This is a genomic window from Desulfonema magnum (assembly GCF_017377395.1).
Lineage (GTDB): Bacteria > Desulfobacterota > Desulfobacteria > Desulfobacterales > 4be13 > Desulfonema_C > Desulfonema_C magnum.
Genome location: NZ_CP061800.1, coordinates 2,554,469 through 2,580,941, shown reverse-complemented (window position 1 = coordinate 2,580,941; position 26,473 = coordinate 2,554,469). Strand labels below are relative to the sequence as shown.

24 protein-coding genes are annotated in these 26,473 nt (G+C 44.8%); 7 read left to right on the top strand and 17 right to left on the bottom strand.

Translation table 11 applies throughout. From position 1 onward, the window contains the following. Positions 1 to 23 precede the first annotated feature (23 nt). The 16 genes from dnm_RS10385 to dnm_RS10310 all read right to left on the bottom strand — a co-directional run bounded on the left by dnm_RS10385 (position 24) and on the right by dnm_RS10310 (position 16,033). Positions 24 to 470, bottom strand: a complete 447-nt coding sequence (locus tag dnm_RS10385; protein WP_276571874.1) for a chemotaxis protein CheW — start codon at positions 468 to 470, stop codon at positions 24 to 26. Positions 471 to 849: 379 nt separating this feature from the next. Continuing rightward, on the bottom strand, positions 850 to 2,133 hold the full coding sequence (locus dnm_RS10380) for a DUF4388 domain-containing protein (RefSeq protein ID WP_207682583.1): 1,284 nt from the start codon (positions 2,131 to 2,133) through the stop codon (positions 850 to 852). A 1,026-nt stretch (positions 2,134 to 3,159) separates the two neighbouring features. Beyond that, complete coding sequence (locus tag dnm_RS10375; RefSeq protein ID WP_207682582.1) at positions 3,160 to 3,531, bottom strand: YraN family protein; 372 nt, start codon at positions 3,529 to 3,531, stop codon at positions 3,160 to 3,162. After that, a complete protein-coding gene (gene rnhB, locus dnm_RS10370) occupies positions 3,503 to 4,192 on the bottom strand; it encodes a ribonuclease HII (RefSeq protein ID WP_207683644.1) in 690 nt (229 codons plus the stop codon). Before rnhB ends, dnm_RS10375 begins: the two co-directional genes overlap by 29 nt. 64 nt (positions 4,193 to 4,256) lie before the next feature. After that, on the bottom strand, positions 4,257 to 4,601 hold the full coding sequence (rplS, locus tag dnm_RS10365) for a 50S ribosomal protein L19 (protein ID WP_276571873.1): 345 nt from the start codon (positions 4,599 to 4,601) through the stop codon (positions 4,257 to 4,259). A gap of 63 nt (positions 4,602 to 4,664) precedes the next feature. Beyond that, positions 4,665 to 5,270, bottom strand: a complete 606-nt coding sequence (locus dnm_RS10360) for an RNA methyltransferase (RefSeq protein ID WP_246556284.1) — start codon at positions 5,268 to 5,270, stop codon at positions 4,665 to 4,667. Next, on the bottom strand, positions 5,203 to 5,991 hold the full coding sequence (gene trmD, locus dnm_RS10355) for a tRNA (guanosine(37)-N1)-methyltransferase TrmD (RefSeq protein ID WP_207682581.1): 789 nt from the start codon (positions 5,989 to 5,991) through the stop codon (positions 5,203 to 5,205). The genes dnm_RS10360 and trmD overlap by 68 nt, the downstream gene beginning before the upstream one ends. Positions 5,992 to 6,166: 175 nt before the next feature. Beyond that, complete coding sequence (rimM, locus tag dnm_RS10350) at positions 6,167 to 6,676, bottom strand: ribosome maturation factor RimM (protein WP_207682580.1); 510 nt, start codon at positions 6,674 to 6,676, stop codon at positions 6,167 to 6,169. Between the two features lie 4 nt (positions 6,677 to 6,680). After that, positions 6,681 to 6,911: a KH domain-containing protein gene (locus dnm_RS10345; RefSeq protein WP_207682579.1), complete on the bottom strand. Its 231-nt coding sequence runs from the start codon at positions 6,909 to 6,911 to the stop codon at positions 6,681 to 6,683. Between the two features lie 119 nt (positions 6,912 to 7,030). After that, complete coding sequence (rpsP, locus tag dnm_RS10340) at positions 7,031 to 7,279, bottom strand: 30S ribosomal protein S16 (protein WP_207682578.1); 249 nt, start codon at positions 7,277 to 7,279, stop codon at positions 7,031 to 7,033. Between the two features lie 60 nt (positions 7,280 to 7,339). Continuing rightward, positions 7,340 to 8,671, bottom strand: coding sequence for a signal recognition particle protein (gene ffh, locus dnm_RS10335; RefSeq protein ID WP_207682577.1), 1,332 nt, complete (start codon positions 8,669 to 8,671; stop codon positions 7,340 to 7,342). A gap of 398 nt (positions 8,672 to 9,069) precedes the next feature. Beyond that, positions 9,070 to 11,136: a SpoIIE family protein phosphatase gene (locus dnm_RS10330; RefSeq protein ID WP_207682576.1), complete on the bottom strand. Its 2,067-nt coding sequence runs from the start codon at positions 11,134 to 11,136 to the stop codon at positions 9,070 to 9,072. 148 nt (positions 11,137 to 11,284) lie between these two features. Then, entirely contained in the window at positions 11,285 to 11,713 is a 429-nt protein-coding gene (locus tag dnm_RS10325) for a response regulator (protein WP_207682575.1), read from the bottom strand. A 4-nt stretch (positions 11,714 to 11,717) separates the two neighbouring features. Further along, positions 11,718 to 14,441: a PAS domain S-box protein gene (locus dnm_RS10320; RefSeq protein WP_207682574.1), complete on the bottom strand. Its 2,724-nt coding sequence runs from the start codon at positions 14,439 to 14,441 to the stop codon at positions 11,718 to 11,720. A 47-nt stretch (positions 14,442 to 14,488) separates the two neighbouring features. Next, on the bottom strand, positions 14,489 to 15,493 hold the full coding sequence (locus tag dnm_RS10315) for an aliphatic sulfonate ABC transporter substrate-binding protein (RefSeq protein WP_207682573.1): 1,005 nt from the start codon (positions 15,491 to 15,493) through the stop codon (positions 14,489 to 14,491). A gap of 354 nt (positions 15,494 to 15,847) precedes the next feature. After that, positions 15,848 to 16,033 (bottom strand): hypothetical protein, encoded by a 186-nt coding sequence (locus dnm_RS10310; RefSeq protein ID WP_207682572.1) that lies wholly within the window; start codon positions 16,031 to 16,033, stop codon positions 15,848 to 15,850. Between the two features lie 519 nt (positions 16,034 to 16,552). On the opposite strand from dnm_RS10310, the gene rlmN reads away from it, so the two are divergent. After that, the gene (rlmN, locus tag dnm_RS10305) at positions 16,553 to 17,602 is read left to right on the top strand and encodes a dual-specificity RNA methyltransferase RlmN (RefSeq protein WP_207682571.1); all 1,050 of its coding nucleotides are present in this window, start codon (positions 16,553 to 16,555) and stop codon (positions 17,600 to 17,602) included. Positions 17,603 to 18,312: 710 nt separating this feature from the next. Beyond that, positions 18,313 to 19,182, top strand: coding sequence for a methylenetetrahydrofolate reductase (locus dnm_RS10300; protein WP_207682570.1), 870 nt, complete (start codon positions 18,313 to 18,315; stop codon positions 19,180 to 19,182). On the opposite strand, the gene dnm_RS10295 is transcribed toward dnm_RS10300, so the two are convergent. Then, entirely contained in the window at positions 19,127 to 19,336 is a 210-nt protein-coding gene (locus tag dnm_RS10295) for a hypothetical protein (protein ID WP_207682569.1), read from the bottom strand. The two genes, dnm_RS10300 and dnm_RS10295, sit on opposite strands and share 56 nt — an antisense overlap. 28 nt (positions 19,337 to 19,364) lie before the next feature. On the opposite strand from dnm_RS10295, the gene dnm_RS10290 reads away from it, so the two are divergent. The 5 genes from dnm_RS10290 to dnm_RS10270 all read left to right on the top strand — a co-directional run bounded on the left by dnm_RS10290 (position 19,365) and on the right by dnm_RS10270 (position 26,459). Further along, positions 19,365 to 23,822, top strand: a complete 4,458-nt coding sequence (locus tag dnm_RS10290; RefSeq protein ID WP_207682568.1) for an FAD-dependent oxidoreductase — start codon at positions 19,365 to 19,367, stop codon at positions 23,820 to 23,822. 111 nt (positions 23,823 to 23,933) lie between these two features. Then, a complete protein-coding gene (locus dnm_RS10285) occupies positions 23,934 to 24,365 on the top strand; it encodes a hydrogenase iron-sulfur subunit (protein ID WP_207682567.1) in 432 nt (143 codons plus the stop codon). A 57-nt stretch (positions 24,366 to 24,422) separates the two neighbouring features. Beyond that, a complete protein-coding gene (locus tag dnm_RS10280) occupies positions 24,423 to 25,091 on the top strand; it encodes a methylenetetrahydrofolate reductase C-terminal domain-containing protein (protein ID WP_207682566.1) in 669 nt (222 codons plus the stop codon). After that, positions 25,088 to 26,023, top strand: coding sequence for a methylenetetrahydrofolate reductase (locus tag dnm_RS10275; protein ID WP_207682565.1), 936 nt, complete (start codon positions 25,088 to 25,090; stop codon positions 26,021 to 26,023). The genes dnm_RS10280 and dnm_RS10275 overlap by 4 nt, the downstream gene beginning before the upstream one ends. 46 nt (positions 26,024 to 26,069) lie before the next feature. After that, the gene (locus dnm_RS10270) at positions 26,070 to 26,459 is read left to right on the top strand and encodes a response regulator transcription factor (RefSeq protein WP_207682564.1); all 390 of its coding nucleotides are present in this window, start codon (positions 26,070 to 26,072) and stop codon (positions 26,457 to 26,459) included. The last annotated feature ends 14 nt before the right edge of the window (positions 26,460 to 26,473 follow it).

The following is a 26,473-nucleotide window of genomic DNA, read 5'->3' as shown; positions in this document are numbered from 1 at the left end:
ATTCAATATTCAATTTCCGGAATTCAATCTCCTCCGGGCAGAAAGTTGATACAATTTGGCAGCAAGTCCAAATCTATATATTGGATCATCTTTTTTTTTTCCATTACAATTCCTCCCAGATAAGGGGCCTGCTCTGATCTGATGTCCGGCAGCACAAAAGCGTCTTCCGGTTTTCTTACCGTTTCGGTAACCCGTTCCGCTATCAGCCCGAGAGGATGGGAGGTGTCATTTTTTCCCTTGTAATCCACAAGAATAATACGGGTACTCAGCCGCATCTCACAGGCCCGTCCCTGAACAAGCTGGCATAAATCAATGACCGGAACAATTATGCCTCGGTAATTGAAATATCCTGCAAAAAAATCAGGTGTATGAGGGATATCCTTCAGCACTACCATCGGGGCAATTTCCCTGATTTTCTCGCATTTAATTGTGTACATGATATTCCCTATATAAAAAAGCAATATCAGCATATCATCTCTTTTTCACTCCTCTGATTCCGTCATGAAAAAATGTTTGCAAGGGGTGTCCCTTCTTTTAATGGTAAGATATGGTTAGGATATTAAATCCAACGTTCTGAAATTAATATGTATGTGTCCAGCAGGATCAATGTGCTGATTCTCTATCACATACGAACTGTTTGTGCAATGATGAAAACAAGACTAAAAAATATAAAGCCATTGTCAGCAGATCACAAATTTAAAAAAACCGGTGTGCAAAAAGCAAAGCGGTTTTTTTGCATAAATCATAAATCCGTAAGGTCGGAATATAAAAAAACAGATCAAAACGATCTGACCATATAGCAAATCCTCAAAGTTCACAATATCTTTCTGATGAAAAAATATAATAACCTCAGTCTGTCAGAGCCGGTATCACTGTTCGGATGAACCTTCTGTCATCTTCGTCTATTCTTCTTAATCCTTCCATTAAGAGGTGCATAAAATCTCCCACTTCGCTGGCTTCCATTTCTTCCGCAGAAAGCCCCGGAATAAATTTAAATCTGCCCCGCTTGAGTTTTAATAACTCAAAAAATGCTTCTTCCCCTTCTTTTCCATCATATTTGACACTGACAAGCCCCCCTTCTCTGAAAGACAGATACGCGGTTGTGTCAGGCAGCTTCAAGGTTAATACTCCTGTTTTCTGATTCATGTTAAATGTCTGAAATAACTCTGAAGGTGGCATTTCAGAAAGTTTTCCGGCCATTCCTGATGCAAATTCCTCAGACCGTGCCATGTTGATCTCAGCCATCCTTCCGGCAAGCAGCCGGGTAAAATACATTTGGAGCGAAGGTGATTTGTTTAAAACTTTTTTGAAATCTTTAGCAACAATATACAACACTGTTGCCGGTTTCATTACCTTTATGGTCGCTCCCACAGGATTGCCGCTGAGAAGACTCATCTCACCAAACACCTCTCCTTTTCCCATGAAAGCCAGGCTCATATCATCGTCACCCACCACTTCGACCTTTCCGGATACAATAATGTACAAATTTCTGCCCGGGTCTCCTTTTCTTATAATCGTATCCCCCACGGCAAATTCCTCAAATTTTAAATGAGACGTAAATTCTTTGACAATACTCTCATCAAGAGACTGAAAGATCGAAAACTTACTCAGTGAGCGGGCAACAACGCCAATGTAATCTTCAGGTCTTTTACTGGGAGAAGCGTTTTTTTTATCTTCTTTTTTATACGCAAACCGAATGAGCCCCGTACAACCGGAGCAATGAAACACAGGTTCCGAACCGCTTTTTGCGCGAAATTTCTCGTAACCCCCGTGTTTAAGAATTTTCATTACATCTTTAACAAGAATAAGACAGGGGGCTTTATGCCGGGGAGGAAAAAAGGAACTGCCTGATAATCGAAATTCATCATCCAAATCATAAAGAGGGCAATTGTTTTCTCCGACAATTTTAAAAATCGGAGGCAATCCGGAAAGGGTTTTGTTTGTATTCGTATCCGGTCCTGAAACGGACGCGGAAATTTTTTTTCCAACACTGTCCCCCTCGTCAACAATCACAGGGGGATAAACTTTGAAGATATGCTCACATTTTGCACAGCGAAACTTAGAGCCTTTCTTTTTAATAAGGCTGGCTTCAAGGTCATACTCAGTATGGCATTTTTCGCACTCTACTTTCATGATATAACCTGTAACATTTCAAGTATAGTCATCGCCTGTCGTTTTTTCCGGGACAATTATGCTTAAATTCCTTTGGAATAAATCGGTTGGCATTGAAAATATTCGGAAAGATTTTCACCTTTGTTCGTTCTGGCTGCTGCGCCCCGAATTCTGAACAATTACGGTGATACTTATGCCAGAAAAAAACAAAATTCCATCGCTAATATTCGAATATATACTCGCCGGAACAGATAATGCCGGTTCCCCGAAATTTCCGAATACCGGAATATTTTTGTCCAAGTGCTTGTGGCAAACTTTGGATAAGGTGCATTTATAAGTTGGGAGAAGCCGTTTTTTTATCACTCAAGGACTTATTATAAAATAGCCAGACAAATCATCGCTAATTTGTTCTGCCTGTCACTTCCAAATAAACGCTATGATCTGCGATCATAACGAAGCATGAAAGTGAGACCGGAATTTTATCAGTTATCGCTTTCAGATAATCCCCCATGACCTGCCAGTCACAACGAACGATGAAAGTTTTGAAATTTTCCTAACACCATGACACCTGATGCTTTCATATAAACGGCCATGAGCTGCCGGTCACAACGAATGATGAAAGTTTTATAGTTTTTCCTAACACCTAACACCTAACACTTTCATATAAACAGATACGGTAAAACTTATCATAAAAAGACAGCTTAGGCCCGTCAGAAATCCCTCCCAGCTTCTTTATGCCACACTTCTGAGCTAATCGCAACTTCTTTTGTCCATGTTATCCTGAATGAGTAATTTTTTTTAATTATATCGTAAACTAATACCGATTATCAAAGCAGGTGAGTTTTTTTCAAGTGAGTTTAAAAAAAAGTGATTCAGAAGAAACGGGGATATCCGGTGATAAATCCTTTACAGTGCGAAATGGAAGCGAATGGATATCCGCAAGAGGGAAGTATTCCGATAAGGCGGGCAGAAGCAACGATGTTCACACACTTTGGCACGGTCTTCGGGATTCTGGCTTTCCCATATCATCTGACATGTCTTCTCAGTTCATCTGTAAGCGAGTTCAAAAGCATTTTTGATGATCTCAATGCTGATATCGCCTTTTTTTGAACGTATCGCCACCACGTCAAACCTTGCTTTTGTGTTACTCTGATTTGTGGTTTTAAGATAATCCAGGGCCGCCATGGAAATTTTTGTCTGTTTTTTGGGGGTTACTGCCCATTTGGGGTTTCCGAAGTGATCCGACCGTCTGGCTTTGACTTCCACAAAGACAATCGTATCCCCCTCTTTTGCAATAATGTCAATTTCGCCCCGGTTTGTATGATAATTCTGTTCCAAAATTCTGTAACCGTTTTTTAAAAGATGTGCGGCCGCGACAGATTCACTTTTTTTACCGAATAACTGACTCCTGTTCAGCATATTCTTTCACCCCTTTGAAACTGCGTCTGTGAATGGGACAGCACCCGAATTTTCTGATGGCCTCCTTATGGGCTTTGGTGGGATACCCTTTGTGCCTGGGGAACCCGAATTCCGGGTAATCCTGATGATACTGTTCCATAAGTCTGTCCCGGGTAACCTTGGCAACAATGGATGCCGAAGCAACAGAAATCGAAAGAGAATCACCGTGAGGTATTGGTTCCTGGGGCAAATCTGACGAAATGCCAAAAGTGCCGTCAATAAGAAGGTAATCCGGCCGGGGCTTAAGATTGTCAACTGACATGGCCATAGAAAGAAGTGAGGCCTGAAGGATATTTATGCGATCTATCTCCAGGGGGTCAACAATCCCAATTCCGACAGAAATCGCATGAAGATAAATTTTTTCGTAAAGATCAGCCCGTTTTTTCGGGGTTAATTTTTTTGAGTCAGTTATCTCGCCAACAGGAAAAGAAACAGGAAGAATAACAGCGGCAGAAACAACAGGACCTGCCAGAGGTCCTCTGCCAGCCTCGTCAATACCTGCAATAAGAGAAAATCCTTTTTTCAAGGCTTTTTTTTCAAATGTCCGGAGATCAGTCATGGAGGATTTGTGATTGGTCATTTGTGATTGGTCATTTGTGATTTGTGATTTGTGATTTGTCATTGCATTAAAAAATAAACGAGTCACCAATCCCAAATCACCAATCACCAAATCATCCGGAAAATATCTAATATCGGCGTTCTTTTATCCTTGCGGCCTTTCCTCTCAGCTTACGCAGATAATAAATCTTTGAACGGCGGACCCGTCCCAGCGTAACCACTTCAATTTTGTCAATCAAAGGAGAGTGGAGCAAAAAGACACGTTCAACCCCCACGCCATAAGAAACCTTCCGTACAGTAAACGTAGCGTTTGACATTCCTTTGCGTTTGCTGATCACAACACCTTGAAAAATCTGGATACGTTCCTTTTCACCTTCCTTAATCTTAACATGAACCTTAACAGTATCCCCGGGTTTGAAATAGGGGATGTCAAGCCTCATATTTTGTTGTTCCAGTTGTCTTAACAATTCCATAATATTTATTATACTCCTCTTTCAAATTTCAAATTTCGAGTTTCAAGTTTCAAATTTCGAGTTTCAAGTTTCGAGTTTCGAGTTTCGAGTTTCAACTCTGAATAATCTGTCCAATATAATAGATGCCGCAGAACGAACTGACAGGTGATTATAATCTGTCTGTCCCCTGACAGAGTCAAGCACATAATCGGCCTTGGAAATAAAATCTTCCGAAAGCCCCCAGGCTGTGCCAAAAATTAAAAGACACGGCCCCCCGTTATTCAGCATTTCGCGAAATCTGTCATAGCTGATGCTTCCCTGATGCGTTCTGGCACAGGTTACGATTGTCCTGGGTTCACCTTCTCCCTGGCTGCGGATATGCTCAGTAACATCCTCTAACGAATCTTTGATCCGGATTAATTCCAAAGCTTCCCGTCTGATGGGATTATACGTTGCGCCTGTTCCCCTGATCCAATGGGAAACAATTTTTTCAGCAAGCGATTTCTGATCATCCAGTGGTGTGACCACATAAAAGGCTTTGACTCCGTAAGTTCTTGCCGCCCTTGATATGTCATGCAGATCAAGGTTGGTCACAGCAGAGACAATCTCATCACCGTTCTTATTAATTACCGGGTAATGAATCAGCGCCAGATAAAGACTGCCGGGCTTGTATGATTTTTCTGATATCAAGACACCACTTTTCCAAAATTTCCATTTCCTGTGTGTTCACAGGTCTGTTTTTTAGCAAATCCGGACGTTTGAGGAATGTCCGAATCAGCGACATTTCAAGCCGCCATTTCTCAATTTCCTTATGGTTGCCGGACAGGAGTACTTCCGGGACCTCGGTCCCTTCGAATGTTCGCGGTCTTGTATAATGCGCATGTTCTAAAAGGTCCTCTGAAAAAGAATCCTTTTCCGCGGAATCCGCGCCGCCAAGAACCCCGGGGATCAGCCGGGTTACCGCGTCAATAATAACCATGGCGGCCACTTCCCCCCCTGTCAGCACATAATCACCAATGGAAATTTCATCGTCTATGAAACTGTCACAGATGCGCTCATCCACGCCTTCATATCGGCCGCAGACAAAAATAAGCCCTTCTGATAAAGCAAGGGTGCGGGCAATTTTCTGATTAAAAACACGTCCCTGGGGTGTCAGCAGAACTGTCCTTGAACAAGGCTGCTTTTTTTTGACAGCCCGAATTGAAGCGGCAAGCGGCTCAGGTTTCATTACCATTCCGCAACCGCCGCCATATGGCCTGTCATCGGTGGTATGGTGCCTGCCCTCTGCGAAATCCCTGATGTTTACAGTCGAAGCGGAAATCTTGCTCCGATCAACGGCCCTTTTGATAATACCATGTTCCCAAAACGGAATAAACATTTCAGGAAAAATCGTCAGCACAACAAAGTTCATTTTGTGAGTTGTCAGCTTTCAGTTGTCAGCTTTTGGGTTTCAGTTATTCGCTTCCAGTTGTCCGCGATTTTACGAATAAGTATCTGTCCGTAAAAATAGCGAAAAGTTTTGGCCAGGTACTCAACTGATCAGCCAGCCATCAACTGGCAGCTGGCGACGGACAACTGACAACGAATTACAAGCCTTCGGGCAAATTGACCCGCATTGTTTTGTTTTCAAGATCAACCGCTATGACGACCCATTCAAGTGCGGGAACCAGTATTTCATTATCTTTTTCTTTTACAACATATACGTCGTTGCTTCCCGTCTGAATAACCGAGTCAATGCGACCGATATATGTCTCATCTGTTTTAAAAACAGAAAGCCCTATAAGGTCTGACCAATAGAAAGTACCTTCTTCCAATACAGGAAGGGCCCCCCTCTCCATGAGAAGTTCGGAATGGATCAGGGGTTCGGCCCGGGTGCGGTCATTGATGCCTTTCAGGCACATAAGAATCGTTCGTTTATGGGGTCTGATCCATTTTAAAACATATGTTTTTTTTTCTCCCCCGGGAAGTTTCAGCAGCATAGGCTGCCCCGGGATGAAAACGGACGGAGATTCAGCATAAGAATAAACCTTCATGGTTCCTTTGACACCATGACACCCCACAATTTTTCCGATTGTAAAAAAACCGTCTTTTTTCACAGAATCACTCAAGAATCTCAAGCACTGTGCGTTTTTTCACCTTGGCGGAAGCGGCGCTTAATATAGTGCGCATGGCCCTGGCGGTCCGGCCCTGCTTTCCGATGACTTTCCCCAGATCCTCTTTTGCCACCTTTAATTCCAATACAGATGTCTGGTTTCCTTCTACCTCTGCAACCGATACCTCCTCAGGTTTGTCAACTAATGCCTGTGCAATGTATTTGATCAGATCTTTCATAGCTCCACCGCCTCCTTTGTTGGCTGTTGAGAATTACCATGGGGTAAAAAAAACACATTCTTTTAAAAAAACACTTTTTTTGTTCCCGGGGTCCGGGAACAAGATGAATTTTTCAGCAACTAGGCGGATTTCATAAAACCTTCTTTTTTCAAAAGATTTTTTACCGTATTTGTAGGGAGCGCCCCCTGGTCCACCCAGTATTTTATACGTTCCTGCTTCAATGAAACCTCAGCCGGGTCCAATAGCGGATTATAAGTACCTACAATTTCGATAAATCTTCCATCCCGTCGGCACTCACTGTCCGCAACAACAATCCGGTAAAAAGGTCTCTTTTTTGCGCCATGTCTGGCCAATCTGATTTTAACCATTTATATCTCCTTTTAATAAAAAAACCAAGTTTTTTTTAAAACCCGGTTTTATATTTTTTCTCAAAAAGGCAACATGCCCCGGCCAAATCCGCGCATACCGCCCTTACTGATTTTTTTGATCATTTTCATTACCTGAGTGTAATTTTTAAGCAGCCTGTTCACATCCTGCACACTGGTGCCGCTTCCTCTGGCAATCCGCTTGCGCCTGCTTCCGTTTATGATGGTATGTTGGCGCCGTTCAAGCGGTGTCATGGAATTGATGATGGCTTCAATTCTGACAAGCTCGTGTTCATCAACTTCCAAATTTTTCAGTTGCTTGTTTTTACTAAAACCGGGAATCATATTAATCAGATCCGTAAGCGAACCCATCTTACGGATCTGGACCATCTGATCTCGAAAATCTTCCAATGTGAACTGGCTCTTCCTCAGCTTTTTTTCAAGTTCCGCTGCTTTTTCTTCATCTACGACAGACTGGGCTTTTTCAATAAAAGTAAGAACATCTCCCATTCCCAGAATGCTTGAAGCCATTCTGTCCGGATGAAACGGCTCCAGCTCATTCAGTTTTTCCCCCACCCCGATAAATTTTATGGGTTTGCCAGTTACAGACTTGATGGAAAGGGCTGCCCCGCCCCGCGCGTCACCATCCATCTTGGTCAGAATAACCCCGCCGATATCAAGGGTGTCATTAAAAGACTTTGCAATATTCACAGCATCCTGACCCGTCATCGCGTCGGCCACAAGAAGGATGTCGGACGGCTTCACCTTATCCCGGATACGGCAAAGCTCGGACATAAGTTCCTCATCTACATGCAGGCGTCCTGCCGTATCAATCAGCAGGGTGTCACATCCTTCCTTTTGGCCTGCGACAAGGGCTTTCTGACAAATCTGAACCGGGTCCGCTTTTGCATCAGACGGAAACACCGGAACATCCAGTTGGACACCCAGTTTTTTCAGTTGGTCAATTGCCGCGGGACGATAAACATCAGCCGGGACCAGATAGGGCTTTCTGCCCCTTTTTCTCAGAAGAACAGCTAATTTCCCTGCTGTTGTGGTTTTACCCGAACCCTGCAAACCGACCAGCATCACCGGTATGGGCAGAGTGCCTGAAAGTTTCAGTTCCTCATGGCTGTCTCCCATGAGTTTTGTCAGTTCATCGTTCACGATCTTGATGACCTGCTGACCCGGTGTCAGACTTTTTGTGACTTCCTGGCCCAGGGACCGTTCCTTTATATCACCAATAAATTTTTTTACAACCTTATAGTGAACATCTGCTTCAAGAAGTGCCATTCGAACTTCTTTTAGCCCGTCCTCAATATTTTTTTCCGTTAATTTGCCATGTCCTTTGAGCTTTTTAAATACGGAATCAAGCCTGTTACTCAGATTATCAAACATAAAAACACCAATTTATTATGTATCTGTATATTAAAACCTTGAAATTAATATTTTAATAATGGTATGTCAAGCAAAATAGTATTCAGCCGGCGATGAAGCGTGCAGCCACATAAACGGTCATGACGCTCGGGTCACAAGGAGATATGAAAATTTAATAGTTTTTCCTAACACTTAACACTTAACACCTAACACTTTTTCATATAAAAGTTAGTTAAAGTAAAAAAACAACCCCTTTAAATAATACACCAAATTTAAGTGCATAAAAATACATATGCTTTTACAGGGAGGCTGAAAAAAACGTTTCGGACGGGGTTGCAAACCCCGTCCCGCAAAAATGAGCTGCAAACCCCGTCCCGCAAAAGATGGTTATATTTTAAAATCAGCCTCACCTGACACTTCTAGTTATAAAATCCGATGTTGAACACCAGGCTGACCTTGTTTCCTCTGTTGTTATAGGAAATCTGATCCGCGTTTTTCCTTGCAATGGCAATGCCTCTGCCAAACGGTTCTGACAAACGGTCTTCACGGGTCGGATCGGGAATCGTATCAGGATGAAATCCGCTCCCGTCGTCTTCTATCGAAATTGTTAGCTGGTTCCCTTCGCATATGCATTCGATTTGAATCAGCTTTTCACCATATTTATTTGATATCTTTCGATTTCTGAAAATTTCCTCATATCTTTCAACGTCGAGAAAATCCAGGTTTTTCTTTAAGTCTGTCATCTCCAGATTCCCATGCTCGACCGCGTTGACCAGCATTTCAAAAAACGCTGGTCTCAACTTGGCGACACATTCATGTGAAACCTGAAATTTCTCCGTGATATATTTCATATAATACTTACTCAGGTCATCAATGTCCATATATCTGGTTCTTATCCTGAAAATGTCCTTTTCAGGTGCGTTGAACCGATTCCACGGCCTTTGGGGAATATTTTTTTTCCCGTCAAAGAAACAAAGAGCCAGGATAATGACATCATCCCGAAAATTCTGCTTTTTTTGGAACAGACGAGCCTCTGTTACAATGGCGTCTGTCAGGACGTGGATATCGCTGGCATTTTTTTCGAGTGCTTCTTCCACGCCTTTGAATCTGAAAACTTTGCCATTTTCGGATCTGACTTCGCTGATTCCGTCCGTGAAAGCCATAAACATGTCTCCGTTTTCCAAGTCCATGGTTTTGCTGGCGATAAGCTGATTTTCGAAAACCCCGAGCGGCATTCCGGTGGGTCTGAGCCGGATTTTTTCATGATTTCGGAGAATGACGGGAGACGGAACGCCGCAAAGGCAATAGGTAATGTTCATGGATTCCAGGTCAATCAGCGAGCAGAATGCGGCAATGATATCGTCCGGTAAAATGATCCGGCCCATGGTCCGGTTCAAATGCGTGCATATGACTGCTGGTTCGGTTTCTGTTTCAGATATTTCCTGAAACAGCATTTTTAAAGTACTGGCCGTAATGGCCGCGGGAATTCCGTGGCCAGTGACATCTGCCAGGAAAATGAGAAGCCTTTTCTCATCCAGTTCCAATACTTCCAGGACATCGCCGCTGATGTGCCAGGCGGGGATATACCTGATATTGGCGCAAACCCTTTCCATTGCAGGAAGCTGCGGCTCCATGGCAAGATCACACAGGTATTTGGCTCTGGATATTTCCAGTTGAAATATTTCTTCACGTCTTTTCTTTTCAGAGATATCCTGAAAAACAAGAACAGCCCCGATAATCTCACCATCAGACAATTTTACAAGTGAACAACTGCCAGAAACAGGAATTTCCCTCCCATCTTTGCTTATAAGAAGCCTGTTATCAGCCAGCCTGGTTATGGCTCCTTCTTCCAATGCTCTGTTTACCGGGTTTTCAATATTCTCGCATGGTTCCTTATTAATAATTCTGAATACTTCCTGAATACTTCGGCCTTGGGCATGATTCCAGCCAGTCAGTTTTTCAGCCACGTCATTCATCATGACGATCTTACCCTGCAAATCGGTGGTGATCACACCGTTTCCTATGCTCTTCAGCGTTGCTGCAAGCTGTCCTTCGCTCTTCTTCAGTGCATTCTCTGCCTCTTTTAACGCAATACAGTTTCTGACCTGCCCGATAAATTCATAAATATTGAAAGGTTTTCTGATAAAAGCGCCCACCCCCTTTCTGAAACACTGCTCAATTTCATCATCAGAGCCGTGACCGGTCAGAACAATAACTGACAAGGGATCCAAAGGTTTTAATTTTATGCGGTCCAGGAACTGTAAGCCATTCATTACAGGCATCCTCAGATCCAGGACCACCAGGATGGGCTGATGTTCGAAATATAACCGCAATCCTGCTTCCCCGTTACAGGCTGAAAGTATCTCATACCCCTCATATTTCAACGCTTTTCTGATCGTTTCGATGACCACAGGCTCATCATCAACGACCAGGATACGTGGGATTTTTGATTTTTGATTTATAATTTGCGATTTGTTATCTGACATTTGTACTCTCCGGATTTTTGATTTGCGATTTGACTCTTCCTCAACAGTTCCAATTTTGGCAATGAATTAAGGGATCCTTCATTTGTCAGTTCACACTTTGCTGTAAAACAATTTGCAAAATTGTCTTACAGTTCGGAAAAAGTGTAAATTACTTTTCAGCTTCTGCGAAGGATGCCCGAATTAAATCAAAAATTATTTCTTTCATGTCTTTTAACGCAATACAGCTTCTGACCTGTCCGATAAGTTCATAAATATTGAAAGGTTTCCTTATAAAAGCACTCACCCCCTTTCTGAAACACTGCTCGATTTCATAGTCAGAGCCGTGGCCAGTCAGAACAATGACGGAGGAACGGTCCAACGGCTTTAATTTTATATAATCCAGGAACTGTAAGCCATCCATCACAGGCATCCTCAGGTCCAGAATCACCAAAACGGGCTGATGTTCGAAATATAACCGCAATCCTTCTTCCCCGTTACAGGCTGAAAGTATTTCATACCCCTCACGCTTCAAAGCTTTTCTGACCGCTTCAATGACCATGGGCTCATCATCAATAACCAGGATTTTATGTTCTGACATGATTTTAACCTTTCGTCGGTAAAGTGATAGTAAACGCCGCACCTTTATTTTTTTCTGATTTACAAGTAATGGTCCCTCTGTGTTCCCTTATAATGCCATAGACAATGGAGAGTCCCAGGCCCGTCCCTTTTCCCACTTCCCTGGTTGTAAAGAAAGGTTCAAATATTTTATCCAGATGATTCTGTTCAATCCCCTCTCCGTTGTCTGTAATGGTTATAATCACAGTCTTCCTGTCTTCAGAAACACTAATATCAACCCGGAGTTCGGCGTTTCCAATATGATTGCGTAATGCTTCTGTGGCATTTTGTAATAAATTGATAAATACCTGCTCCAACTGATTGGAGTTTCCCCGAACCGCAGGCAGATGAGATTCGACATTTCTGATCAGAGCGATATTTCGCAGGCGTATCCGCTCTCCCATAAGTAACAAGGTATTATTCACAACAGTCTTAAGACAGACCAGTTCCGTCAGCTTGGCATTACTCCTGCCAAAGGTTCGCAAATGCTGAATAATATCGGTAATACGACCGACCTGTCTTAAGCTTGTTTTAAGATCAGCTTTTACTTCTTCGAAGTCAAGAAGGTTTTCTCTGATATCTCTTGCCAGGGTCTGTATAAAACCGCTGATATAAGTCAGAGGCTGATTGATCTCGTGGGCAATTCCGGTAGATATCTCTCCCAGGGAAGCCATTTTTGATGCCTGGAGCAGTTGCGCCTGCTTTTTTCTGAGTTCTTTTTCCGCGTGTACGCGCTCGGTGTTGTCCCTGACAGCGTCCATCATTGCTATTGGTCTTCCTTTTTCATCTCTTACTGTGGAAAGAGACAGCAATGCCGGAAAAGTCTCTCCGCTTTTCTTTTGCTGTAAAATTTCACCGGCCCATCTCGCTGTTTCTATCATGGCTGATTCCATTTCCTTTACCCTCTCCGAAACCGGGTTCAGAACAGCAGTTGATTTCCCGATCATTTCTCCTTCTTCGTATCCGTATAATTCCTCCATGGCCGGATTCACATAAGTAATAATACGTTGCATATCAGCTATCGCAATTGCATCAATGGCTCCGGTAACAGCGTGCGAGAATATTTTAATTTTTTGTTCGGCATTCTTACGTTCATTAATCTCTTTCTCAAGTGCGGTTGTACGCTCTTTAACCAGGTCTTCGAGATGGTCACGGTGTTGCTTCAGTTCTGCTTCTGCCTTTTTCAGTTCAGCGATATCCGAAGCCACACATACAATTCCCAGTATCACTCCGTTTTCATCACGCATGACTGATCCTGAAAGAAGAACTGGTACTTTTCCCCCCTGTCTGGTTCTTAATATTGTTTCAGCACCTGAAATATTGCCCTCCTGAATCAGTTCATCCAAGCCTTTGCCTTTGAAAACAAAAAAAACTTCTTCTTCTTCTTCTTCTTCTTCTTCTTCAAAAATTATGCCAACCGGCCTTCCGATAAGCTCCTCTTTTGAATATTTCAGGAAATCTGTTGCTGCCTGGTTTACAGATTCGATATCCCCTTCAGGGTTAATCACAATGAGAGATTCGTTCATTGATTTTATTATGTTTTCAGTATAATCTTTGGAGGATACCAGATCATTTCTTAATTTCTGTAAATCCTGAGCCATTTTATTGAAAGCCTCAGCTAAGACACCGATCTCATCCTGAGTTGTCACCTCAGCCCTTGCATTGAAATCTCCTCGTCCCAGGGCCTGAGTTGTTTTTGTCAAAGCCGCAATGGGAGCCGTCAGCTTTTTGCTGATAAAATTGAATATCCCTGCAATCAGACCCATTACGAGCATAACAACGATTGCGATATTCCGAGCCATCTGGTGAACAGGTGCAAATATCACATCAAGAGGAATTTCAACCAATAATCCCCAGCCACTGCCTCTGTAGCCCAGAAAACCCCTCTGTAATACATAAGACCCCAGAACAGAAGTTTTATCTGCTTCATGTGCGTCCGTGTAAATACTGCTGCCGGAAGGTTTTTCCCTGAACGCCTTTTTTACCAGATTCAGATAACCAAGGCGCTGCTGTAAAATTCTGTTTCTGTGCTCCGGTCGGTCGCCTATGATTATGCCGTCCCTGTTGAAAAGATGTAGCCGGAGTACCGGGTCTGCTTCATCTATCATTTGTAACACCGTATGCCAGACAAAATAACCGACAACGGCTCCCAATATCGGGCGGCCAAATTTTTCCTCATTTCGTACAGGAGCAGCAAAAATAATAGTCGGCTTGCCTATGCTTTTGGGAATAACCAGGTCAGAATAGTAAATTTCTCCTCGCATGGCAGCTTCATATGCGAGCTTATTGTCCGATTCATCATTCAGACGCGTTCCGATCTCCTGCTCTGTGTCTGATGTAACAATCATCCCGTCTTTATCAACTGCAAAAAGTAAATTCCAGGGGCCGGTAAAGGAAAAATACTTTTCTAATCTCATTAGTATCTCCTTTTTATATCTTGCCGCCAGTTCATCAGCAATGTCCTTTTTATTTAATATCTCAAGCCGTTCTTTTATAGTATTGCTACTCGCAACGATCTGTATCCCCACATATGCATTATACAGAATACGATCAATGCCATCCATGGTATGTTGTGTAAATTCCAACTGATTATGGATAAGATTTTCCCGGAGAAGAGCGCTTGCAGAATAAAATACAACAAAGCCTGACAGCGGTGCGGCAATAATGGTTACAGCCACAATCGAAAAAATGAATTTGGTGGAAAATTTCATAACCTGACGCAATCTCCCTGCAATAAGAAACCCGGCTTTCTTGTTACTTAACGCAATCTCCTGATAAAACGTCCGTCAAAGAATTCGGTGCTGTCTAATCGCTTTTTTGTCATTCCTTTTTTTATCATAAAGTTATTTACCTTACGCGCAGTGCCATGAAGCGATTCAAAGCCGGCCGCAAAGGAGAAACTCGCACGATTATCTCTCATATCCAATATCTTGACCTGCCGGGTAAGGGCTTCCACTTCACCCGGAGTTTTATTATAAATCTCAGCAATAATGCCAAATGCTTCCTTGGGATTTTGTTTGATAAATTCAGTGGATTTGTGCCAGACATTAACAAATGCCTGCACATCTTCCGGCCTTTCTTTGATAAATTTTCTGCGGAAAACAAATATATCAGATATAAGACCGGGGAGTTCTGAAGAATCAAATATAATCCGGCCATTTCCTTTTTCCACCGCCTCACTCGCAAACGGTTCCCAAGTAACTGTGGCATCTACAGCCCCTTTGACAAAAGGCTCTGTATCCTCGGCCTGTATCTCTGCTATAATAACATCATCAAGTTTTAATTTGTTGCCCTCCAACACCATAGATAACATAAATTCCTGAAAACTTTCCTTTTGAAGTCCAATACGCTTTCCTTTCAGGTCTGTAATATTTTCTATACCAGGTTTAGCTACGATTGCGTCTGCAAATGAAATATCATTATTGATAACACCAACTAAATCAGCTCCTTGTAGCCTGAACTTCATAAAATCAAATAATACAAATGCGGAAACATCTACTTTCCCTTCTGCCATATCACTCATGGATTGTATAAAATCCGGGAAATCTGTAAATTCTATATTCAGGCCAGCTTCTTTAAGCCACCCCTTTTTATCGGCAATCGCTAACCAATACTGCCCAGGCCAATAATTTCTTGCAACCTTCATGAGCTTGCCAGTAGTTTTTGGCCCTTCCTCCTTTTTTGGAGCATGTTCCCACCCAAAAAGGGCAGATGCAACTAAAACGACCAAAATAATGATTGTAACTGCAAGATTATTAAACATGAATATCACTTTTTATTGCGATTGAAACCAATGCATTTCCTATAACCAACCGAATAAAATGAAAATAACAAATCCAAATCCCAAATCCCAAATCCCAAATTTTTTGAAACATCAGGAAAATTATTTCATATCTGAATAAAGCAATATTGTATATCAGGAAAATTCTTATTTTATCGGGAAATTTTCTTAGAAGGTGTTTGAAAAAGTGATTCCGGGCTGTTTTTTGCCACGAAGACACGAAGGCTCAAAGGCTCACGAAGTCTCTTTGTGTCTTTGAAAGCCTGTTTGAAAAGTAATTCCGAACGCGGCTTTGCGGCTGTTTTTTTTGCCACGAAGACACGAAGGCACGAAGGCTCACGAAGTCTCTTTGTGTCTTTGTGTCTTTGTGGCTCTGAGAGCGTGTTTGAAAAATAATTCCGGGCTGTTTTTTGCCACGAAGACACGAAGGCACGAAGGCTCACGAAGTCTCTTTGTGTCCTTGAGAGCGTGTTTGAAAAATAATTCCGGGCTGTTTTTTGCCACGAAGACACGAAGGCTCAAAGGCTCACGAAGTCTCTTTGTGGCTCTGAGAGCGTGTCTGAAAAATGACGGACAGACCGGCTTTTTAACCGCGAAACACACGAAAAAGAATACGAAACGATACGAAAACAGACGGAAATTTTCTCCGGGTCCGGTATTTTTCCGTGTGTTTCGCGGTTAAAAAAAAAATCGCCAGGCCCGTTTTCGGGGATATTTGTCATTTTTCAAACACGCTCTGAAAGCGGAGCTACGAACTTTTCGGGGTTTTGATTTGCTGGCTATTGTTATATTATTCAGCATTGACTACATCTGTCAGATTTGGGATAAACAAAAAATAATGCAAAAAAGTGTGATGCTTCATACTCGATTATCAAGTTTTTTTGTCATTCCTGCGAAAGCAGGAATCCATTGCCGCCGGATTCGTAAAATCCGTAAAAAAACAGATTCCTGCTTTCGCAGGAATGACAGGCCCTCTGATCGAACTGGCTCAGAAAATTTGATTATCGAGTCACAGATAGTGTTCAAAAGGACAAAAACAAAATGATACAGATATCCAAAACAGATATTAAAGAACTTACTCACGAGCAGCTTATGTCATGGTTTCAGGAACGTCAGATGGCTTCTTATCGTGCCAGGCAAATTTTAAAATGGATTTATCTTCGCCAGGCAGATACTTTTGATGTGATGACTGATCTGGGAAAATCTCTCAGGGAGACGCTTTCAGACCACTTCACCATCAGCCGACTTAAAAAAGAGCAGGTGGAAATATCAAAAGACGGGTCAGAGAAATATCTTTTTAAATTAGAAGATGGAAAATATATCGAAACAGTGCTTATTCCTGAGAAGGATCATTATACCCTTTGCATATCCACCCAGGTGGGATGCGCCCAGGGATGTGCATTCTGCAAAACCGCAGCAGGCGGATTTACACGCAATCTCACCCGGGGCGAGATTATCGCCCAGGTCCGTGATGTCAGTAACAATATAAGAGATAATACCATGCGTCTCAGCAATGTCGTTCTGATGGGAATGGGCGAACCTTTGGCAAATTATAAAAATGTCGTCAGCGCAATCAGCGTTATGACTGACAACGATTTCGGACTCAGAATTTCAAACCGCAGGATTACTGTCTCCACAGCGGGACTTGTTCCCAGGCTTTCTGATTTGGGCCGGGATACAAACGTCAGTCTTGCCATATCATTAAACGCCACAGACAACATGACCCGTGATTCGCTGATGCCCATAAACCGCAAATACCCTATAGAGCAGTTGCTCAGAGCGTGCAGCGAATATCCTTTGCAACGCGGCCGCAAGATTACATTTGAATATATTCTCATCAAAGAAATAAATGATTCCATCAACGATGCAAAGCGTCTGATTAAGCTGCTCAGACCCATCAGGGCAAAAATCAACCTTATTCCTTTTAATGAGCATGAAGGGAGTGATTTTAAACGGCCCGAAGCATCTGCCATTTTTCAGTTTCAGGAAATTCTGCACAAAAATAATTACACGGCAATGATTCGTCACAGCAAGGGACAGGATATTTCGGCTGCATGCGGGCAGCTGAGTGCAAATGCAACTGGAAAATAAACTTTTTTTACCGGACAAATCCGAATATCAGACCTCCGAGGTTTTGAAGACCTCGGAGGCCCCCACCCTTCAAGATTTATTTGGTCGTGCCTTAGTTCTGACAGGGACGGTTTTATCCCAAGCTGTCTGAATCACCTCTTTTTTTCCGTGCCGCCTCCCCCCTTCGACAGGCTCAGGGTTCAGGACCCGGGCGGATCCGGAGTGCAAAAATTTTATTTTTGCATTCGCATTCGCGAAAAAGCATTTTTCGCACTCCGGAAAACCAGGGACCTCCCCTGAATCCGTTATAATCAGAAAAATTTTATCTGCCATGTCGTTTTTACGAAGCCAGAAATCCGTTTTTCCCCTGAAAGCGCAATTTATGACGACAGGCAGTAGCTCCTGTTCCAAAAAAGCCTATTCCAAAATGGCACAATATTTTTCAATCCTGTTGGAAGTATTATGATTTTGATTATCATATATTCCAAAATGGGATAACTGCAAAACAAATCTGATTTTTCACAAAACCCTCCTGACAATTTCACATCTCATCTTTAACTAATTTAATTTATAAATTTTTTATTTATATATTCAAAAATATTCCTGATTGGCACAATAGTTGCTTGGATATAAGTCGAGCAGACAAGGAAAAAGTCCTCAGTTGTCAGTTGTCATCTGACAACTGACAGCTAACAACTGACTATTAAGAAAAAAACCTGGAGGTAATATATATGCTCCTAAAGAGCAAATTCGACACAGGAAAATTTGCCATCCTTACAGAAATGGAACCTCCCAAAGGGACGGATGTTTCTGAGATGGTAAGCAATGCCACAAGGGTCAAGGGAATGGTGGACGCTTTTGTGGTGCCTGAAATGAGCAACGCTGTCATGCGGATGAGCGCCCTGGGCGGGGCCATGATATTACAGCAAAAGGGCATGGAAACGGTAATGCAGGTCTGCTGCCGGGATCGGAACAGACTTGCTCTCCAGGCTGACCTCCTCGGAGCCAGTGCCTGCGGTATCCGTAATATTATGGCGGTAACAGGTGAAGCACCCGGGTTCGGAGATCATCATCAGGCAAAAGCGGTGTATGATATTGATCTGCCAGAACTGCTTCAGGCCATCCAAAGTCTTCAAGAAGGACGTGATATGGCCGGCGTCAGACTTACCGGTTCTCCCGAATTTCTGGTCGGCTCCGCGATAAATACAGGAGCCAAAGAGGAAGACATGGAACTGGAACTGGAAAAAATGAATAAGAATATTGAAGCAGGAGTCCGCTTTTTTATCACGCCGCCCCTGTTTGATATTGCCGCTATTGAACCTTTTCTGAAGCGGGCGGACAAAGGCAAAGCAATGATCATTCCGACAGTATTGTTACTTAAATCGGTGGGAATGGCCCGTTACATTGATCGCAATATGGATCATATTTATGTTCCCAAACCCCTTATTACCAGAATCCAGAAGGCCGGTGACAAAGTGCGTGAATGCCTTCGTGTGGCAACGGAGATGATATCCGCGTTGAAAAAAGAAGGGTTTGGCGGTGTTTTTATCTCCACCATCGGATGGGAAAATAAATTACCTGAACTCCTTGAAAAAATTTGAAACTTGAAACTTGAAACTCGAAACTTGAAACTTGAAACTCGAAACTCGAAACTCGAAACTTGAAACTCGAAACTCGAAACTCGAAACTTGTAACTCGAAACTCGAAACTTGAAACTCGAAACTCGAAACTTGTAACTTGTAATCTGAGTTCCAATTTCCAATTTCAAAAGGGTGAAAAATTGATGGAACACAAACAAAATAAAGATCCGATTGGCTCAGTGATGGTGGTGGGCGGAGGTATTGTGGGAATGCAGTCCGCACTTGATCTTGCCAATTCCGGATATTATGTCTATTTAGTGGAGAAATCGTCGGCTGTGGGAGGCCTGATGTCCCAGTTGGACAAGACTTTTCCCACCAATGACTGTGCCATGTGAGTGATCTCACCTAAACTGGTCGAGGTCGGCCGGCATCTGAACATAGAACTTTTAACCAATACAGAACTTCTCACCCTCGAAGGTGATCCGGGACATTTCACGGCCCGTATCACCCAACAACCCCGCTTTATTGATCTTTCCAAATGCACAAGCTGCGGAGAATGCGCCAAAGTTTGCCCGATTAATGTTCCGGATGAATATAATACAGGACTTTGCGACCGAAAGGCGGTTTATAAACAATATGCTCAGGCCATTCCGGGGGCATATGCCATCAGCAAACGCGGAACTGCCCCGTGTAAGGCGACCTGTCCGGCCCATGTCAGTATTCAGGGCTATATCGCGCTCATTAACCAGGGGAAGTATGAGGACGCACTGAAGCTTTTCAAACAGGAGCATCCTTTTCCCGGCGTGTGCGGCAGGGTCTGCCACCATCCCTGTGAAAAGGAATGTACGCGTAATGATGTGGACCAGCCCTTGGGAATCCAGTACCTCCACAGGTTCCTGGCAGATCAGGATATGACCGGCCCGGGGCCTTATGTTCCTGAGATACCGGAAAAGCGGGAAGAAAAGATTGCCATTGTCGGATCAGGACCTGCGGGACTTAGTGCCGCGTATTTCCTTGCCTGGAAAGGGTATCAGGTCACAGTTTTTGAAAAACTCCCGGTTCCCGGAGGCATGATGGCCGTGGGAATTCCTGCTTACCGTCTGCCCAGGGATATCCTGAACGCGGAAATTGCAATCATTGAACAAATGGGCGTCACCATTAAGACAGGAGTTGAATTTGGCAAGGATATTACCCTTGAAGGGCTGAAAGCAGACGGATTCAAGTCGCTTTTCATTGCCGCGGGGCTTCACGGAAGCCGGGGCCTCGGAGTGGAAGGTGAAGACCTTGAGGGAGTTCTGCCGGGTGTTTCTTTTCTCAGGGATGCTGCCCTGGGCAACGAGGTTGAACTCGGAAAACGGGTGGTTGTCGTGGGCGGCGGAAATGTTGCCATTGACGTCTCTCTGACAGCCAAACGTCTCGGGGCCGAACAGGTGACCATGGTCTGTTTGGAGACCCGGGATGAAATGCCCGCGTGGGATTATGAAATTGAGGAAGCTGTTGAGGAAGGCATTGAAATCGTTACCTGCTTCGGGCCGAACCGGTTTGCCGGAGAACAAGGAAAAATCAGGGGCATAGAATTCAAACGATGCACCTGTGTGTTTGATGACCAGTGCCGATTCAACCCCCAGTATGATGAAGATGATCTGCAAACCATGGAAGCAGATACGATTATTGTGGCCATCGGCCAGATGCTGGAGCCGTCAGTCAAAGACGGACTCGAGGGCCAGCGCATTTCCATCGGCCCGAGAGGCGGTCTTGAATCAGACCCCGTGACCTTTCAGACGTCCTTGGAATGGGTCTTTGCCGGAGGTGATGCGGTTTATGGTCCCCGGTCTGTTGTGGAAGCGGTTGCCAGCGGCAAAGACGCGGCTGAGAGCATTGACCGTTATCTCAACGGAAAAGACATTGCAGAGGGAAGGATAAAGAACTGGGTTTATGAAAAGCCTGATACTGCGAATAAACCTCACAAGGAACGCGTGCCTCTGACATATCTTTCTGTGGAAGAAAGAGAACACAATTTCAAAGAAGTGGCCGCAGGATACAAAGAGGAACAGGCCCGGAAAGAGGCTGAACGGTGTCTGGAGTGCGGTATCTGTTCCGAGTGCTACCAGTGCGTTCAGGCGTGCATGGCCGGTGCTGTGGATCATAATCAGACACAGACAGATCGTGACATTCCGGTCGGTGCTGTGATCCTCTGTCCCGGGGGCGATGTGTTTGACCCCTATGTGCTGGACGAATTTTATCATTACAAAACCAATCCCAATGTCCTGACAAGTCTGGAGTTTGAGCGCATCCTGAGCGCGTCCGGTCCCACCATGGGACATCTGTTAAGGCCTTCGGATGAAAAAGAGCCGAAAAAGATCGCATGGCTTCAGTGCGTGGGATCCAGGGATACCAACAAATGCGGTAACGGCTACTGTTCCTCTGTCTGCTGCATGTACGCGCTGAAAGAGGCCATGGTTGCCAAAGAACACGCGCACGGTGATCTTGAATGCAGTATCTTTAATATGGATATTCGCTCCTTTGGCAAAGATTACGAAAGATATTATGAGCGGGCCAAAAAGGATGATATTCGTTTTGTCAAGGCCCGGGTTCACACCATTGATGAGGTAAAAGAGAGCAAAGACCTCTGTGTCAGATACGCTGACGAATCCGGAGAAATCCGGGAAGAAGTGTTTGATACCGTGGTCCTGTCCGTGGGTCTTCAGATATCAGAATCTGTCGCGGATCTGGCAAAACGGCTGAATGTCGCGGTGGATAAGTACAATTTCGCAGTCACTGAGCCTTTTACGCCAGTGGAGACGTCCCGGCCAGGGGTTTACGCGTGTGGTGTTTTTCAGTCGCCAAAAGACATTCCGACTTCTGTCACAGACGGAAGCGCTGCCGCGTGCGCCGCGGGGTCCCGCCTGGCAGTGTCCAGGGGAACCTGCACAAAGACCGTTGAAATTCCAAAAGAAATTGATCTCACAGGCCAGGAACCCCGAATCGGTGTCTTTGTCTGCAATTGCGGAATTAATATCTCCGGCGCTGTTGATGTGAACGGTGTTGAGGAATATTCCAAAACCCTTCCTCATGTTGCTTTCGCGGGGCAGAATCTCTTTACCTGTTCCCAGGATGCTCAGGACCAGATGAAGGAGCAAATCAAGGAACACAACCTCAACCGGATCGTGGTGGCTTCCTGCACGCCCAAGACTCACGAAGCAATTTTTATGGACACACTGGAAGCGTGCGGTCTGAACAAGTACCTCTTTGAAATGGCAAACATTCGGAACCAGGACTCCTGGATTCATTCTGATTCTCCGGAAAAAGCCACGGAAAAAGCCAAAGAACTGGTACGAATGGCTGTGGCCCGCGCCGCGACCCTCAATCCGCTCCATGAAAAAAAGATTCCGATTACCCAGAGCGCGCTGATTATTGGCGGCGGTGTCGCGGGCATGACTTCGGCACTGGGAATTGCAGACCAGGGATTTGATGTCTTTTTGGTGGAAAAAGACCCGGGCCTGGGCGGCATGGCAAACCGTCTCCACAAAACCATTGAAGGCGCGTCTGTGAAACCCTATCTGAAGGATCTGATTGAAAAGGTGACGTCTCATCCTAAAATTCAGGTCCTCACCCAGTCCCTTATCGTGGGATTCTCAGGGTTCAAGGGAAATTTCACCACTGAAGTGCTTGTGGGACCGGGAATGTATGAAAGGAAGATTGATCACGGCGTCCTCATTCTCGCGACCGGCGGCAAGGAATACAGCCCCAAAGAATTTCTGTACGGCAGAGACGACCGGGTCATGACCCAGCTTGAACTCGCGGACCGTCTGGAGGAAAAAGGGGCGGATGACATAGATCAGGTTGTGATGATCCAGTGTGTGGGGTCCCGAAACGAGGCAAATCCCAACTGCTCCAGAATCTGCTGTCAGAGTGCTGTCAAGAATGCGCTTCATATCAAAAAACTCCGGCCCGAAGCCAATGTCTTTATCCTTTACCGGGATATGCGGATGTACGGACTTCTGGAGGATTACTATTCCGAAGCAAGGCGTCAGGGCATCTTATTTTTCCGCTATACACCGGATGAGCTTCCTCAGGTGGAAGTATCCGAAGATGATCAGCTGACAGTGATGTTTCGTGACCGCATACTGAACCGGCATATCAGGGTGCGTACAGATATTCTCGCACTGAGCGCGGGCGTGGTGGCCGAAGACACAGAGGAACTTTCCTCCATTGTCAAACTGGCACGCAACCCCGAAGGCTTTTTCATGGAAGCTCATGTGAAACTGAGACCCGTGGATATGGCCACGGAAGGAATATATGTCTGCGGTTCCGCCCACGGGCCCAAGCTTATTTCCGAATCTGTTAGCCAGTCGCTTGCAGCGGCTTCCCGGGCCACAACGCTGCTTTCCCAGGAGTATCTCACCCTGTCCGCAGTCACAGCCGTGGTCAATCCGGATGAATGCGCGTCCTGTCTGATATGCGTCCGATCCTGTCCCTACGGTGTGCCGAGGATCAATGAAGACGGCGTCAGTGAAATTGACGAAGCCCTGTGTCACGGATGCGGTGTGTGTGCGTCAGAATGTCCCGCAAAGGCCATTGAACTCAACTGGTACACAGATAATCAGATCATGAGTAAGATTGAGGCGTTGCTTGAGAATGAATTGAGAATTGAGAATTGAGAATTGAGAATTGAGAATTGAGAATTGAGAATTGAGAGTTGAGAGTTGAGAGTTGAGAATTATCAATTATCAATTATCAATTATCAATTATCAATTAAACAGGGGGGTTTTATGAGTGAAGATTTTGAGCCGATTATTATTGCCTTTTGTTGCAATGAGTGAGGATATAGCGCCGCGGACCTGGCAGGTTCGATGAGATTGCAATATCCGGCCAATATTAAGATCATACGGGTGCCATGCACCGGAAAGATAGATGTCCTTCATATCCTTCGAGCGTTTGAAAAAGGAGCCGACGGTGTATATGCGGTAGGGTGTATGGAAGGGGACTGCCGTTATGAGAGCGGGAATTTCCGGGCAAAGAAACGGGTGGAACAGGCCCAGCAGATACTGAATACCATTGGTATTTCCGGCGAAAGAACACGGATGTATAATCTTTCTTCGGGAGAAGGTCCGCTTTTCGCTGAGATCGCCCGGGAGATGACGGAAAAAATACGCAAACTGGGGCCAAATCCCATTAAACTGGCTAAAAAGAAAGCGGCCTAGCAGTCGGGTCACAATCTGACCACGCTGCAAGGCTTCTGATAAGAAAGGTAAAATCTTATGATTGTCGCCGATAAAAAGCCCATTGAGGAGATTATAGAGGAAATTAAAGACTATAACAAAATTCTCATTCTGGGTTGCAACGAATGTGTCACTGTGTGCGAGGCCGGAGGGAAAAAAGAGGTCGGAATACTGGCCTCGGCCCTGCGGATGTATTTTCTCAACCAGGGGAAAGAGATGAAGATAGATGAGAGAACCCTGGAACGACAATGCGATAATGAGTATCTTGAAGAGATTCGTGATATAGCGGATGAATATGACGCGATCCTTTCCCTTGCCTGCGGGGTCGGGGTTCAGTTCACCGCGGAAAGATACCATTCTGTTCCGGTTTATCCGGGAGTAAATACCTGTTTCCTGGGCGCTACGGAAGAGCGGGGACTTTGGACAGAAAGATGTCAGGCATGTGGTCAGTGTATCCTCGCTTATACAGGCGGAATCTGTCCGGTTTCCCGATGTGCCAAGCGGCTTCTGAACGGCCCGTGCGGCGGATCAAGCAATGGAAAATGTGAGATTAACAAAGAACTGGACTGCGCCTGGCAGTTAATCATTGATCGGCTGAAAGAACTGGATCGCCTTGATGATTATGAAAAAATCTTTCCCTTAAAGGACTGGTCCACAGACAGAGCAGGGGGACCCCGAAAAGTGGTCAGGGAGGATGTGAAACTATGAGTGTAAAAACACCGAGTAAACTGGAAAAAATTCTCAGGGCCGGTCACCTTGGTGTGACATCCGAATGCGGGCCTCCGCGCGGCAGTGATCCGGAAGCCATTAAGGAGAAGGCCGAACTGATACGGAATCATGTTGATGCCATTAATATTACAGATAACCAGACCTCTGTCACCCGTCTGTGCAGCCTGGCGTCATGTATTCATCTTAAACTCATGGGCGTGGAGCCGGTACTTCAGATGGTGACCCGTGACAGAAACAGAATTGCCCTGCAAAGCGATATTCTCGGGGCGGCTTCGTTTGACATACACAACATGTTGTGTCTGTCAGGAGATCATCAGAGTTTCGGAGACTGTCCCCAGGGGCAGAATGTTCACGATCTTGACTCGATGCAGCTCATCCAGCTGGTCCGAAGAATGCGGGACGAAGGAAAATTCCTGGGCGGTGATGATATTAAGCGTCCCCCGAAAATATTTGTGGGAGCGGCCGCGAATCCTTTTGCAGATCCGTTTGAGATACGGGTGCCGCGTCTGGCCAAAAAAATCGCGGCCGGCGTCGAGTTCATCCAGACCCAGTGCATTTATAACCTCGACAAGTTCGAGGAATGGATGAAACTGGCCCGCGACCGGGGACTCCATGAAAAAGTGTTTATCCTGGCCGGTATGACACCCATGAAATCAGCCGGCATGGCCCGGTACATGAAAAATCGGGTTCCGGGAATGGATGTGCCGGATGAGGTGATCAAACGCCTGTCAGGTGTGCCCAAGGAAAAACAGCCGGAAGAAGGAATCAATATCTGTGTGGAGGCAATTCAGCGTCTCAAAGAAGTAGAGGGCGTGAGCGGATTTCACATCATGGCCATTGAATGGGAAGAAAAGGTCCCTGAAATTGCTGAACGAAGCGGACTATATCCCAGACCCGTTGTTGAAGGTTAATTATGCCATTTTTAATTTATAGGTTGAATATAAAGGAGGGGAAACCATGAGCGAGAAAAAAAGAATACTTGTTGTTGACGATGAACCTGATTTTGCTTCTATTGTCCAGGGAAATTTGGAAAAAGAGGGGTTTGAAGTTGAGGTGGCTTACGATGGCGTCGAAGGTCTCGAAAAGGTCAAAGCAAATCCCCCGGATGCCATTGTTCTCGATGTCATGATGCCTGAAAAAGACGGATACGAGATGTGCAGGGATTTGAAAGGCGATGAAAAATATGCTGATATTCCTGTGATATTACTGACTGCCGTGGCTGACCGGGTAACCTCCACTCGTTATACTCACCGTGACGGAATGAGTACGGAGGCTGATGACTATCTTCCCAAACCGGCTTCTGCGGAACAGATCACTGAAAGCGTCAAGGGTCTTCTGGGACTCTAGGAATTGAGAATTGA

Bases quoted from the DNA above. Each gene is read 5' to 3' on its own strand.
- dnm_RS10385 (WP_276571874.1), bottom strand. From the start codon at position 470: ATGCTGATATTGCTTTTTTATATAGGGAATATCATGTACACAATTAAA.
- dnm_RS10380 (WP_207682583.1), bottom strand. From the start codon at position 2,133: ATGAAAGTAGAGTGCGAAAAATGCCATACTGAGTATGACCTTGAAGCC.
- dnm_RS10375 (WP_207682582.1), bottom strand. From the start codon at position 3,531: ATGCTGAACAGGAGTCAGTTATTCGGTAAAAAAAGTGAATCTGTCGCG.
- rnhB (WP_207683644.1), bottom strand. From the start codon at position 4,192: ATGACAAATCACAAATCACAAATCACAAATGACCAATCACAAATGACC.
- rplS (WP_276571873.1), bottom strand. From the start codon at position 4,601: ATGGAATTGTTAAGACAACTGGAACAACAAAATATGAGGCTTGACATC.
- trmD (WP_207682581.1), bottom strand. From the start codon at position 5,991: ATGAACTTTGTTGTGCTGACGATTTTTCCTGAAATGTTTATTCCGTTT.
- dnm_RS10345 (WP_207682579.1), bottom strand. From the start codon at position 6,911: ATGAAAGATCTGATCAAATACATTGCACAGGCATTAGTTGACAAACCT.
- rpsP (WP_207682578.1), bottom strand. From the start codon at position 7,279: ATGGTTAAAATCAGATTGGCCAGACATGGCGCAAAAAAGAGACCTTTT.
- ffh (WP_207682577.1), bottom strand. From the start codon at position 8,671: ATGTTTGATAATCTGAGTAACAGGCTTGATTCCGTATTTAAAAAGCTC.
- dnm_RS10330 (WP_207682576.1), bottom strand. From the start codon at position 11,136: ATGTCAGATAACAAATCGCAAATTATAAATCAAAAATCAAAAATCCCA.
- dnm_RS10325 (WP_207682575.1), bottom strand. From the start codon at position 11,713: ATGTCAGAACATAAAATCCTGGTTATTGATGATGAGCCCATGGTCATT.
- dnm_RS10320 (WP_207682574.1), bottom strand. From the start codon at position 14,441: ATGAAATTTTCCACCAAATTCATTTTTTCGATTGTGGCTGTAACCATT.
- dnm_RS10315 (WP_207682573.1), bottom strand. From the start codon at position 15,493: ATGTTTAATAATCTTGCAGTTACAATCATTATTTTGGTCGTTTTAGTT.
- rlmN (WP_207682571.1), top strand. From the start codon at position 16,553: ATGATACAGATATCCAAAACAGATATTAAAGAACTTACTCACGAGCAG.
- dnm_RS10300 (WP_207682570.1), top strand. From the start codon at position 18,313: ATGCTCCTAAAGAGCAAATTCGACACAGGAAAATTTGCCATCCTTACA.
- dnm_RS10280 (WP_207682566.1), top strand. From the start codon at position 24,423: ATGATTGTCGCCGATAAAAAGCCCATTGAGGAGATTATAGAGGAAATT.
- dnm_RS10275 (WP_207682565.1), top strand. From the start codon at position 25,088: ATGAGTGTAAAAACACCGAGTAAACTGGAAAAAATTCTCAGGGCCGGT.
- dnm_RS10270 (WP_207682564.1), top strand. From the start codon at position 26,070: ATGAGCGAGAAAAAAAGAATACTTGTTGTTGACGATGAACCTGATTTT.